This is a genomic window from Streptosporangium sp. NPDC001681 (genome assembly GCF_040298085.1).
GTDB lineage: Bacteria > Actinomycetota > Actinomycetes > Streptosporangiales > Streptosporangiaceae > Streptosporangium.
Map to the genome: position 1 here is coordinate 113,661 of NZ_JBEOZN010000006.1, position 12,840 is coordinate 126,500.

Below are 12,840 nucleotides of genomic sequence, written 5' to 3' on the forward strand. Positions count from 1 at the left end.
CGATCCGTATGAAGAACCGGCAAGAATAATGCCGGGGTAAGGACGTCCGTCCCCGCCTGTGGCGCTGCGGTGGTCCCCCCCCCGGCCTGATCGCCGCCTGGTGGCAGGTCCAGGTCCGGCATCTCCGGCTTGAACTGCGAAAATACCAACGAGCGTGACGAAAGGCCCTTCCGCCGGCCTTATGGCACCGACCCGCACGAGGCAGCGACCGGACCGCGGGCATGACCGAACCCAAAACCCGTCCCCACAGAAGATCAGCTCGATGTGAGTCGATTACTCCAAGATCATGAAAGATTCAAGGGGTGGCGTAGAAAATTGCGGTTTCGTCCTTGGTCTCATCAATATAGTGTAAATCCGGCCTGTGGGCCCGACCGGCCGACTTGGCAGTCATGAGACTGGCACTATGACTAGCGTATCCGTCGTAATTCCATGTTATCGATCCGAGCAGACGCTTCCGGTGCTGGTTGATCGCCTCCTTGTTGTTTTGTCAACCGCCGCCTCCGTGTCCGAGGTCATACTCGTCGTCGACGGTTCACCAGACAAGACATGGGAAGTCGCCCAACAGCTTGCCGATCGGTATGAAACGGTCCGCGCGCTGCTGCTGGCCCGGAACTACGGGCAGCACAACGCTCTCGTCGCCGGCATCCGCTGTGCTCGCTACGACACCGTGGTCACCATGGACGATGACCTTCAGCATCCACCAGAAGAGATCCCCAAACTCCTGGCAGGCCTCCGGCCTGACCTCGACATCGTCTACGCAGTCCCACGCGCTGGGACGCACGGATTCATACGTGATCTCGCCTCCAGATCGCTCAAGATCGGACTTTCTGGGCGATTTGGTGAGGCAACAGGCCAAGATATCTGCGCGTTCCGTGCCTTCCGCAGTTTTTTACGCGAATCATTGGACGGGGTCGCAGGCCCCCACGCTCTAATCGACATCTCGTTCTCGTGGGCCACCATGCGGGTCGGAACCGTCCCGGTAAACATAGAGCGCCGACTTATCGGGCGCTCCAATTACACCGTTCAGATGCTCATTCGCCATGCGATCCATGTCATGATTGGATACAGCACTATCCCGCTTCGCCTGGTCACCTATTGCGGGCTGCTGGCGGGGGCTCTCGGCGCCGTCCTTCTCACTGTCTTTCTTTGGAACTACTGGTGGGGGGACAGCACGCTCAAAGGGTTCACGTCGATAGCGTCCATGATTTCACTGTTCGCCTCTGCCCAGATGGTCGCCCTTGGAATCATCGGGGAATATCTCGGCAGGATCCATGTGGAGCGCATGGGGCGCCCCACGTACATCGTTCGCGAACGGTCCGAAAGTCGCGACTCACGCCTGTCGGCGACGCCTGACGTGAACGCGGAGACTTTCATCCGCCCGGGAGTCGGCGCTCACGAACGGTAGTCCGGTCCGAGGGCCTTCCTGGGAGACCCATACGAAGCCCGAGCAAGTCGAAAGTGTGAGGCGCATGAAACGGGTTGCGATAGTGCAATCAAATTATATTCCATGGAAAGGATATTTCGACCTGATTGCCCACGTCGACGAGTTCATACTCCTCGACGAGGTGCAGTACACCGACAGAGACTGGCGTAATCGTAATCGCATAAAAACGGCGATGGGTCCTAGATGGCTCTCGATCCCGCTCGCGCGCGGCCCCCGGAGCCAGCTAATCAACGAAACGGTCATTGCCGACCCGAACTGGAACATCATGCACTGGCGAGCTCTCACGCATGCCTATCGGAAGACCGCATATTTCGACGAGTTCGCGCCGGTCCTGGAGGGGCTTTACCGTGGATGCCGGGATGAGCGGCTTTCCGAAATAAACAGGCATTTCCTCGAAGGGCTCTGTTCGGTCCTTGGCATCCGAGTCGATCTGCGCTGGTCCACCGACTACGTCACCACGGGATCCAAGACGGAGCGCCTCGTCGATCTATGCCAGAAGGCGGGTGCCCATGAATATATTACCGGTCCGACTGCGCGGGCCTACCTCGATGAGAGCCTCTTTCGGAGAGCGGGCATCGAGTTGCGATGGTTCGACTACTCGAGTTACCCGGAATATCCACAGCTCCACCCGCCGTTCGACCACCGGGTGAGCGTCCTTGATCTTATATTCAACACGGGGCCGAATGCCATCGAACACCTGAAGATCGCTACTTCTGGGCGGGCATCGCGGTGAGCGCCGGCTCGATGCTGTTTCAACTGGGGTCACATCACACGGTATTTTCGGATGGGGTGGGCCAATCCCCACGAGTTCGAGCAGCCGACTTGGCGCGTGGCCCGTTTCTCCCTTATTCCGGCCGCACCCCGTCTGCGCGAGCAGGATTCTCCGATGAAGCAATGGGAAGCCTGCTCGGCCCTACATCCGGCATTTGATAAGTTCGACTTTGGTGGTGGCGTCTTCCACGGTGCCATCGCTGCAGGACGGGGTGAGCCCGGCGACGACGGCCGGGAAGTCTTTGGCGGGTCCGTGAACGACGGCGTGCGAAGCGGGCAGGTCGGGGTTGCGGGTACTACATTCGTAGATCTTGCGGGAGGGGATCGCCGCGTCGGCGGTAGTGGCTGATCAGAGCGCGGGTCTGGTGGAGTTGTCGGAGGGCCGACCAGGCCAGGACATGAGTGATGGCGTTGGTCGCGGGGGTGAGCAGCCAGGCCAGGACGCGGCGGATCTCGGCGAGCGAGGGCCGCAGTAAGCGCGCCGGCCTCAGGGCGGCGTCTTTAGGAGCAGTCGCTCTTTTCCCGCATCACCGGTGTCGTCTGCCGGCAGGTGTGCGCGCATGACGGCCAGGAACGCCAGCGCGAGCATGGCGATGGTGACGTGCCGGTGCCAGGGCGTCCACTTGCGGACCTGGTACTGGGTCAGGCCGAGCAGGTTCTTTCCGTGTTCGTTGTTCTCTTCGATCTTCCAGCGAATCCCGGCCGCGTCGATGAGTTCGGTGATGGCGGTGCCGGTGGGGGCGTGGGCCAGGAAGAACTCCACCTCGGCCGGGACGGCGACCGACCGGCGGATCAGCAGGGTGTGGGCACATCCGGACGCGGGAGACTGACCGGCGACGGTGACGGCCACCGCCGTCCAGTCGTAGACGCGCTCCCCCTTGGTGCCGTTGCCGCACGAGCGATGCTCCCAGATCTGCGGGTTTCCCGCAGTTGTCCAGCCCCGACCGGCGCGGCAAGGTCCTGCAACTCCTGGCCGCTCAGCCCTGGCGGGCCTGGAGAGGAAGCGAATTGGCCGCCATCCTTGAGATCGAGAACGTCAACAGCTTCCGCGGCCAACTGTCGCAATGGTCCCACCAGGGCTACATCAACAAGATCGGACCAGCTCTCTACGGCCCTATGCCCGCCAGGACTTAAGCCTTTGTCAGCAGGCTCTCAGTGGCAGGGCCCCATCGATCACTTCAACAGCCAGCAGATTCACCGGCAGAGAAACTTCGGAGAAGCCCCTGCCCCCCTCAAAGCCGAAAAGACGGCATCCGAGCTTCCACGACATCACGGGCCTAAGCGGTTCGTTTCCCTGAACGACGCGTGGAAGCTCGGTCCCAGCAAGACCGTAATCTGTAGCTGGATTACTAAGGCGAAGTAAACACCACATCAACCCAGTAGTTGCTGGATTGGGTGCTGTTGACGGGGAAATTATTCACTGCGCCGTAGCGGTATACGCCGTTTCCGCCTGCTGCGCTATCCGCGGGCGCGATGAGCGGGCCGTTTGCGTATTGCGTGGTGAAGTAAGGCCTCGTTACCGACCAGAATCCGGATGTGGTGTGGTAGGAGGCGATGTAGGTGGTGTCGGCGGTGATGCTCACGGGTGTGGAGAAGTTCACCTGTTGCCACCCGGATGCGGTCTCGTTGGTGAAGGTCGCGGTCGCGAGCAGCTGGCCATCGGTGGTCCACAGGCTTCCGGTGTGCGTCCCGGTGTTCTGCGGACCCTTGTAGAAGCGGATGCCGTCGATGGTTCCGGCCGTGGTCGCCTTGAATTTCACGCCGAGTGTAATGGCACTGGGGTCGGGCTGGGACTGGACGGCCGGGACCACCGTGTTGTCCCATAGGCTGTTCGAGGGGGTGAATACGACATCCACCCAGTAGTTGCTGGCTTGATAGGCGGCGGTTGGGAAGGAGTTCGTGGCGCCGTATTTGTATACGCCGTTTCCGCCTGCCGCGCTATCCGCGGGCGCGAGGAGCGGGCTGTTCGTGTATTGCGTGGTGAAGTAGGGTCTCGTTACGGAATAGAATCCGGATGTGGTGTGGTAGGAGGCGATGTAGGTGGTGTTGGCGGTGATGTTCACGGGTGTGGGGAAGTTCACCTGTTGCCACCCGGATGCGGTCTCGTTGGTGAAGGTCGCGGTCGCGAGCAGCTGGCCATCGGTGGTCCACAGGCTTCCGGTGTGCGTCCCGGTGTTCTGCGGACCCTTGTAGAAGCGGATGCCGTTGATGGTTCCGGCCGTGGCCGCCTTGAATTTCACGCCGGCCGTGCTGGCATTGGCATCGGGCTGGGATTGGACGGCCGGGACCGCTGCGTTGTTCCATAGGCTGTTCGAGGGGGTGAATACGACATCCACCCAGTAGTTGCTGGCTTGATAGGCGGCGGTTGGGAAGGAGTCCGTGGCGCCGTATTTGTATACGCCGTTTCCGCCTTCCGCGCCGTTCGCGAGCGCGAGGAGCGGGCTGTTCGTGTATTGCGTGGTGAAGTAGGGCCTCGTTACCGAATAGAATCCGGATGTGGTGTGGTAGGAGGCGATGTAGGTGGTGTTGGCGGCGATGTTCACGGGTGCGGGGAAGTTCACCTGTTGCCACCCGGATGCGGTCTCGTTGGTGAAGGTCGCGCTCGCGAGCAGCTGGCCGCTGCTGGTCCACAGGCTTCCGACGTGCGTCCCGGTGTTCTGCGGACCCTTGTAGAAGCGGATGCTGTTGATGGTTCCGGCCGTGGCCGCCTTGAATTTCACGCCGGCCGTGCTGGCATTGGCATCGGGCTGGGATTGGACGGCCGGCACGGCCGACGGTGGCCAGATGCTGCAGGGGGAGCACCCTGGGACGACGGTGACGGTCATTTCCGTCGGAGTCCCCTGAATATTTCCGATGTCATCGACCGCTCGGGATTTGACCGTTACCGTTCCGCTGCTGGGCGTTGTCCAGTTGTATCGCCAACTGGTGCGACCCGTTGCCTGAAACCATCTCGTCCCGCCGTCAAATGAAACCTCGACTCCGCCGACGACCCCGCCTCCGGTGTCAGCCGCCGTCCCTTGAACGGGGATGACGGTTCCAGCGGGTACGGTGCCGCCACTTGCCGGATAGGTGATTGCCGATGTGGGCGGAGCGGTGTCCGTTGACGCGACCGCCGGAACCAAACCCGGCTGGATGCTGGCCGGCTGGGTTTTCATGTCGGCCAGCAGGTTGACTGTCGCCTGCTGCATCCGGATATCCGTGGGGGGCGTACCGGCCAAGCGGCCGCCGCCTGCGGGTTTCAAATCATGATTGTCATCGAGTCCCCAGGACCACTGGACGGTCCCCGTGCCGAAGACCAGCGCGCCATTCGCATTCCTGTAGAGCGTAAGGCTGTGTGTCGGGGTTCCGGCGCCGTAGGTGCTGCCGAAGTTAAGCAGGTACGTCGATGATTTGACCAAGGTTGTCTTGGAGAATTTCACCAACCCCGCCGGTGCGAACCCGTTGTCGGATGCTTCGTCCCACTCGTACCCCAGCGTTCCAACGGGAAAGGTCGCCTCCTGGCCGGGTTGCAGGTTGGCAATAGACGTGTTGCGCCAAAGTCGCATGTCTCTATAGTCGGCGGAAACGGTGATGGCATCGTTTGCCGGAGTATTCACCATGTACAACGGTCCCGTTAGGGCGTTCTCGGGTCTTCCGCCATCCGATGGAGGGGAGAAACGGGGATCGCGCCACGTCCCTGTCCACTGTGGACTCGGATCGATCTTGGCGTTGGCGTGAGTCTCCTTGTAGCAGACCAGTGTCCGGAAAGGGGTGCCCGTTGCATCCAGAGAGTTCTCCCATCTGGTTTTCCAGAAAACCTGGTTTCCAGAGAGGAAGATGAGACTCACCCCGTTGTCCCGGGCGTTCTGGACATTGCTTCGCATTTCATTGGACCAGTACTCGTCATGTCCGGAGGAGATGAATATCTTGTGTTCAAGCAGCTCCGCCCCCCGGCTGGCCGTGTCGACATTGCTGGTGTAGCTGACGTCGTACCCGTTGGCCTCGATCCATCTGACCAGAGGGTATTCGGCCATGAAGAAACTGCTGCGCGTAAAAAGCGGGCGGTTGTAGCTGACCTTGTAGGCGCGCCCCACCGGCTTGCCGAGATAGAGGCTGTTACCGCCATACTGGTTGTACGCCTGCCATGTGGTGTCAGAGGTTTGAAGTAAGATATCCGAATTGCGGGAATCGTCCCGGATGATGAATAGGATCTGACTGGTCCCGGCCGTGCCGTCTTCCCGTATCAAATTCGCAGCATAGACTCCGGAAACGGCGTCATTCGGCACCGGCCAGGAGGCCGACAGCCCCCAGTTTCCGCAATCGATTAGACCGGTCGTCGTGTCCCCCAAACAGGCCGGTTGCGTCTGGGGCAAGGTAGCGGAGGGCTCGATCGTCGTTATCAGCCGTGCGCCCATGCCGCCATAATATCCAATGCGGTAAATATCTATACGATAATTGGTCGCATTGGTGTTCACCTTGAATTGGACGTTCTCCCCCTTGTTCACGCTCATTTGAGTGACGTACCCCTCGATGTTGGTGCTCTGGGTCGGTACGTCCCACTGACTGGGAGGAGTGCCCGGCAGACTGTTCTCTATACAGACGACAGAAGTGGGCGGGCAGTCGGCTCTGCGTCTCAGGGCATCGGGAGACCGACTCCTGATCTTCGTGCCGTGTGCGCTGTCAGTCGCGCCCTTGACGGGCGACATCTCATCGGAAGGGGAGGGAGAGGGGATGCGCCTGGAATTGCTCGGCGCCGGCCTGGCGGATTCCATCCCGTTCTCCATCGGGCCTGCCGACGCCATCACGGTCAGCGATGCGGCCTCCGGTGCGGGGAGCGGAGGTAAGGCCGCCCCCAGTAAGCCGAGCATGGCCACCGCGCCGCCTCCGAAGGAGGTCACGCTCCGGAGAATCCGCCGCAACCTCGGACCGGACTGTTGCTTGTCGTCTGGCACTTAAACTCCTCACTCGAACCATCGCAGTAGATGACTAGACGACTGAAAGCCTGACAATCTGATGACCGAAAGGGGCCAGGGACGCTCCCACCTGGGGGTGTCCTTGCCAGACCTTTATTGAGCTTCTGTTGAAGGGGGACACTCCTGACGGCCGCGTTGACTCTGGTGACGTGCCCTCAGCAGACCGGACCCGGGCCTCATGGACGACGCTGGCGCCGCCGAGACGGGTGGCGGTGAGCCGACGCTCTCGGATTTCGAGGGCTGAGACCGTGAACGTGGCAGTTCGCCATCGACCGGATCCGATGCACCGCCACCGCGATCAGCTGTGATCTGCTCACCTGGTTCTGCCTGCTGTGCCGCGACGACGATCTCGTGACCGCCGAACTCCGCCGCATCGCGGGCCGCCCCTCCCGCGTCCAGTCCCGGTGATACATCCGCACGGCTGCGCGTCTGGCTTTCTCCGTTCTCCATGTCCACGCGCACTCGCCTGATCCCGCGCCGCACGACGGCCTTGGGCCGAGTAGGTCACCATGGCCGTCGTGCGGGCTGCAGGCATTGCCCGCACCAGCCTGCCGGCGGCAAGCCGCCCGGACGATCAGAAGGACATCTGCGGGCCCGTGGAACCTCGCCCGGCGGGCGTGAGCCAGGCCGCCACGCCGCCCGGACACCGAAATCAGTGGTCGGCCACGGCGTCAGCCGACCACACCTTTGACCAGGAAAGATCGAGGCTAAGGCGAAACGAACATCACGTCGACCCGGTAGTCGCCGGACCGGTAGGAGCCGGTCGGGAAGGAGTTCTTCGCGCAACATTTGTATACGCCGTTTCCGCCTTCCGCGCCGTTCGCGAGCAGCCGGCCGCCGCCGGTCCACAGGCTTCCGACGTGCGTCCCGGTGTTCTGCGCACCCTTGTGGAAACGGATGCCGCTGACGGCTCCGGCCGTGGTCGTCTTGAATTCGATGCCGAGCGTAACGGCCTTGGAGACGGGATCACGTTGGACGGCCGGGACCGCCGCTTCGTTCAAGAGTTATCCGCAGGGGTGAACACGACATCCACCCAGTAGTTGCTGGCTACATAGGCGTCGGTTGGGAAGGAGTTCGCGGCACCGTATTTGTATACGCCGTTTCCGCCTTCCGTGCCGTTCGCGAGCGCGAGGAGCGGGTCGTTTGTGTATTGCGTTGTGAAGTAGGGTCTCGTTACGGAATAGAATCCGGATGTGCTGTGGAAGGAGGCGATGTAGGTGGTGTTGGCGGCGATGTTAACGGGTGTGGGGAAGTTCACCTGTTGCCACCCGGACGCGGTCTCGTTGGTGAAGGTCGCGCTCGCGAGCAGCTGGCCGCCGCTGGTCCACAGACTTCCGACGTGCGTCCCGGTGTTCTGCGCACCCTTGTAGAAACGGATGCCGTTGACGGTCCCGGCCGTGGTCGCCTTGAATTTCACGCCGGCCGTACTGGCTTTGGGATCGGGGTGGGACTGGGTGGCCGGGACCGTTGCGTTGTCCCATAGGCTGGCCTGCACGGTCTGGATCAGTTCGGGCGACCTGCTCGGGGCGAAATGGACGATGGCCTCACCGTCGTGGGTATCGCCGCCGAGATAGACGGCAGTGATCGAACGCTGCCCGGCGGCCAGGCTCGAGGTCGTGAAGGTGGCAGGGCCCGAGTTGTCGTGCCAGCCCGAGCCGATGATGGTCGAGCCATCCTTGAAGACCACCTCGCCCTGGGGGACGAGCGAGCCCGTGACCGGGCTCACCACGGCGGTGAAGGTGACCGGTTGTTCCTGCTGGGAGGGGTTGGCCGACGTGGTCAGGGTTGTCGTGGTCGGCGGGTCGTTCGGCACGCTGATACGGGTTTTCGGTGGGTCACTGGCGCCTTGGAGCGTGACCGTGTTGTTGAGCGCGAAGGCGCGGCCGTAGAGGGTGGCGCCGGGGCTCACCGTCACCGATGTCAGCGCCAGAACGTTTCCCCGGAAGGTGGAGAACGTCCCGAGCGTCGCGGAGTCGCTGACCCGCCAGAAGACATTGTCCTCTTGGGCGCCGTTCACAAGGTTGATGTTGCTGACGTTTGCCGCGGAGAGGGTGGACGCATTGAAGATGAAGACCGCGTCCGGATCATCGTCGGCATCGAGTGTGAGCGTCCCGGTTATTCCGAAGGTGCCGTTGGCGGAGTTGTAGACGCCCGGGGTCCTGGTCGTTCCGCCGAGCTCTGTCGGTATGGTGACGACAGGTGTCCGCCCGGCGATGTCGTTGTAGGCGGCGACCAGGTCGGCTTTGGCGCCGGACGCCGTAGCGTCGCCCACGTGGACGGCTCCGCTCACCGTGCCGGGTGGGAATCCGGTCACCGAGCTGCCCGGACTCACTCCGAGGTCTCCGGTGATCGCCGTGAGATTCGTATTCGTCACGGCGGTCCCGGCCAGAACGCCGAAGGACGCGGCGTCGCCGAGACTCACCGGTGCCTGATCCGCGTTCGCGCTGTGTGGCGTTCCGACGAGCACGTCCATCGACAGGACGGTTGTCAGCAGTACTACAAGCCAAGAGCGACCGACGCTCCGCCAGAGAAAGCCGCGGTGACCGGTTTCACGCTTCAGCTGTGCCGGTGAAGTCGTACTGGCCGGTTGCTCGGGTGGGCTGTGATGGGATTTGGACATGGGAGTCAACTCTCCGGTGATCTCAGGTGTCGGACCTTGCGTGCAGTCCGTACGTTAAGGATCAACCTCGCGATCCCTGCTTACTTCTGCCCGGTTGGTCACTGTTTTTAATAAAAATTAAAGATGCTGGTGGTGAGAAACGCCGACCTGACATCTTGGTTCCCGTTGAAGGCGCCGCGATTCATGAGAGCGGACAAGGATTTGCCGATGTCATTATGTGTCTACAGTGAATCGCGGGTCGAATTCCATCGACGCTTGTTTAAAGCAGAATTCACCTGCAGATATCTTCCGTGGCCAGTGCCCTGAGTGGGTTCGCTGTCCAGCCTCAGGCTTCCCTGGCAGATTACAGTGTCTTTGATTGTTTTCATGAGAGAACCCGCTTCGGACGGCCGCTTATGGCCGCTTACCCGGCCAGGGCGCTCAAGGCGATTAGGGGGCGCACTCTCGCATGGCAACGGGCAGGGCGCCGGCGGGACAGGGCGACCCCGGTGCCGCCGGCGATCGATCCTCGATCGCCGACGGCACCGCTTTGACCACTTGACGACAGGCATCCATCCCGACCTGGACAGACCCGGGCCAGGATTTTCAGCGGGCACCCAGGGCGGATGGCGGGGTGATGACGGTGAACAGGGCGTAGCAGGTTGATCCCCAGGCCGGATCCGGAATCGGGGGAGGTGCGGTGAGAATGCGCTTGGTCTCGGCAAGGGTGCCGTCCGAAGTCAACACCGCGATCCGAGGGCTGCTGAAGGGGGTGGTGGCTTCGGTCAAAGAGACGCCGATCACGCCGGTGGGGTAACTCGGCACTGCGGACAGGCCATGCCACGCCTGTGGCGGGGCGGTCCGGGGATTCTTGATCCGGGTGATACCACCTACGGCATGGGCGGTGAAGTTTGTATCAAATGGTGGAAATGTAAGCGAAGTCGGCGCCGTATCGATGCTGAAAATCATCACAGGCGGGCCATTCTGTCTTTCCTCCCCCCTTTTTTCGAGCGGTCCCTGTTTTTTGCCGCTGCCTTTTTCGCCGGACGGTCCTCTCGGTCCGAGAGGACCCCGGCGCCGGCCGTCCCGTCGGTGCCCGCACCGATCACACCGGCACCGACAGGACTTCCGGTGACGATGTCCGCGGGCCGGATGGAGAGTGGCGCCTCCATCCGTCTGCCGGTCCAGGAGAGTGGTCCCGGCCGTTTCGGTGGTCATACTTGCCGAGGTCGCTCCCGGAGTCGGGGATTCCAGTGTTCCGCAGGCTGTCGCCGATGCGGCGACCGCCGTGTTCCTGCGAGGAATCAATGGGTTCTCCCTGCGGCGAAAATCGGATTTTCGAGTCACCGCATTGCATGGCGGTGCAAACGAGAGATGCCCATTCATGAAGTGGTGATGCTTGATCGAAGTTACGATTGGGGCAAACAAACGACACGCCGAGATAAAAGGTGTCCGTTTGGTCGGTATCTTTCGTGATCTCAACTCATTTAGTGAACGCGCGCCGTTGTGCCGTTATCCGATTACCGTGGGAGGCGAGGTCCAGGCACAGGCGCATGCCGTGGTTCCGGAGTGCCCGGCTGATGAGACACCGGATATGGCGGTGCGGGTCACAAGTCGCCTGCGAGGCAGGACGTCATGAGGCCCCGCGAACAGGTGATTGCCAATGGCGCCTGTTCCTGCGGAGCCTCGTTGTCGTTGACTCTGCCGTGTCCGCGGCCAGTGGGCGGTCGGCGCACCAGAACGGGTGCCGACGGCTCTGGGGGTACGGCAAGGCGGTGGGTGGTGCCGTCGGAGTCGGCGGGCGCTGTCCCGTTCGGCATCCTCGATCTCACGATCTGAGAACGCCGGAGTCAGGAAAAGGTGCTGATCTATGTCGTCCCGCGGTCGAGCACCTGCTGATTCACCACGGGTGATTCGCTCGGGGCGAAGTTGACCCAGGCCTCGCCGACGGAGGTGCCACCGGCCACGTAGACGGCCGTGATGGGGTGCACGCCTTTGGTGAGTTCCGCGGTCGTGAACGTCGCGACGCCGAGGTCGTCGAGCATGGCCGAGCCGATGACGACGGAGTCGTCCTTGAAGAGCACTGTATTGGTGGGGCTGACCCCATGGAAGTCCCCGCTGACCCTGGCGACGAAGGTGACCGGATCCCCCAATCGGGACGGGTTCAACGACGAGGTGAGGGACGTATCGGTCTCTGGGGCGTTCGGCAGCATGATCTGGGTGGCCGGCAGGATGGTCGTGCCGTTCAAGGTGACCACGTTGTTCAGCGCCATGGCGCGGCCGTGCATCGCCGCGCCCGTCATCACCTTGACATCGTTCAGGGCCAGGACGGTCCCACGAAAGGTGGAGTATTCCCCCAGGGTCGCCGAATCGCCGACCTGCCAGATGATGTTGTCCTCCTGGGCGCCGTTCGTGAGGTCGATGTTGCTGGTCTTTGCCGTGTTGAGAGCGGAATCGGCTTGGAAGATGAAGGTTGCGTCCGGGTCGCCCTGAGCGTCGAGTGTGAGCGTCCCGGCTAGCTCGAAGACGCCTCCGGGAGTGTCGTAGACACCCGGCGTGATGGTCGCCCCTTCTCCAAGGTTCGGCGGGATGGTGGCGGTGGGTGTCCGCCCGGCCGCGTCGTTGTAGGCGGCGACCGCGTCGGCCTTTTCCTTCTGCGCCTCTGCATCGTTCTGGTGCACCTCTCCGCGCACTATCCCCGGTGGGAAGCCGGTCATCGTGATGCCCGGACTCAGGGCGACCGTACCGATGATCGTGGTGAGATCCGTGCTTGTGACCGCGTTGCCGGCCAGGACCGCGCAGTCCTCGGCCTGCCCGAGGGTCACCGGCTGTATGTCTGCGTTCGCGCTGAGTGGCGTCACAAGGGGAATGCCCAATGTGAGGACGGCTGCGAGAGCCGCTTCCAGGTAGGGGCTGAGGCCATTCCGGCGGAGAGCGCGAGGGCGATCACTATTTATCATAAGATTGTCCCTTTGTCCGGTAATTTGAAATCAATATGCACCTGAGCAATCGACCTTACTGTTGTCGTTCTCGCCATCCTGAATCGACATGCGGCGGACCCGCGAAATGCTGAG

Annotated in this window: 7 protein-coding genes and 1 pseudogene; 2 read left to right on the forward strand and 6 right to left on the reverse strand. The window is 62.1% G+C overall.

Translation table 11 applies throughout. From position 1 onward, the window contains the following. The first annotated feature begins 403 nt into the window (after positions 1–403). Complete coding sequence (locus ABT130_RS04405; protein WP_350952764.1) at positions 404–1,405, forward strand: glycosyltransferase; 1,002 nt, start codon at positions 404–406, stop codon at positions 1,403–1,405. Between the two features lie 64 nt (positions 1,406–1,469). After that, positions 1,470–2,177: a WbqC family protein gene (locus ABT130_RS04410; protein WP_350952766.1), complete on the forward strand. Its 708-nt coding sequence runs from the start codon at positions 1,470–1,472 to the stop codon at positions 2,175–2,177. A gap of 525 nt (positions 2,178–2,702) precedes the next feature. Here ABT130_RS04410 and ABT130_RS04415 read toward each other — a convergent pair. The 6 genes and pseudogenes from ABT130_RS04415 to ABT130_RS04440 all read right to left on the reverse strand — a co-directional run. After that, positions 2,703–3,140, reverse strand: a pseudogene (locus tag ABT130_RS04415) (IS701 family transposase); the annotation flags it as partial. A gap of 424 nt (positions 3,141–3,564) precedes the next feature. Next, a complete protein-coding gene (locus ABT130_RS04420; protein WP_350952770.1) occupies positions 3,565–6,705 on the reverse strand; it encodes a DUF4082 domain-containing protein in 3,141 nt (1,046 codons plus the stop codon). Positions 6,706–7,874: 1,169 nt separating this feature from the next. Then, the gene (locus ABT130_RS04425) at positions 7,875–8,168 is read right to left on the reverse strand and encodes a DUF4082 domain-containing protein (protein WP_350952772.1); all 294 of its coding nucleotides are present in this window, start codon (positions 8,166–8,168) and stop codon (positions 7,875–7,877) included. Continuing rightward, the gene (locus ABT130_RS04430; protein WP_350952774.1) at positions 8,165–9,640 is read right to left on the reverse strand and encodes an ice-binding family protein; all 1,476 of its coding nucleotides are present in this window, start codon (positions 9,638–9,640) and stop codon (positions 8,165–8,167) included. Before ABT130_RS04430 ends, ABT130_RS04425 begins: the two co-directional genes overlap by 4 nt. A gap of 732 nt (positions 9,641–10,372) precedes the next feature. Continuing rightward, complete coding sequence (locus tag ABT130_RS04435) at positions 10,373–10,735, reverse strand: hypothetical protein (protein ID WP_350952776.1); 363 nt, start codon at positions 10,733–10,735, stop codon at positions 10,373–10,375. 899 nt (positions 10,736–11,634) lie between these two features. Then, on the reverse strand, positions 11,635–12,726 hold the full coding sequence (locus ABT130_RS04440) for an ice-binding family protein (protein WP_350952778.1): 1,092 nt from the start codon (positions 12,724–12,726) through the stop codon (positions 11,635–11,637). Positions 12,727–12,840: the final 114 nt, after the last annotated feature.

Bases quoted from the DNA above. Each gene is read 5' to 3' on its own strand.
- ABT130_RS04405 (WP_350952764.1), top strand. From the start codon at position 404: ATGACTAGCGTATCCGTCGTAATTCCATGTTATCGATCCGAGCAGACG.
- ABT130_RS04410 (WP_350952766.1), top strand. From the start codon at position 1,470: ATGAAACGGGTTGCGATAGTGCAATCAAATTATATTCCATGGAAAGGA.
- ABT130_RS04420 (WP_350952770.1), bottom strand. From the start codon at position 6,705: ATGAGCGTGAACAAGGGGGAGAACGTCCAATTCAAGGTGAACACCAAT.
- ABT130_RS04430 (WP_350952774.1), bottom strand. From the start codon at position 9,640: ATGGACGTGCTCGTCGGAACGCCACACAGCGCGAACGCGGATCAGGCA.
- ABT130_RS04435 (WP_350952776.1), bottom strand. From the start codon at position 10,735: ATGATTTTCAGCATCGATACGGCGCCGACTTCGCTTACATTTCCACCA.
- ABT130_RS04440 (WP_350952778.1), bottom strand. From the start codon at position 12,726: ATGATAAATAGTGATCGCCCTCGCGCTCTCCGCCGGAATGGCCTCAGC.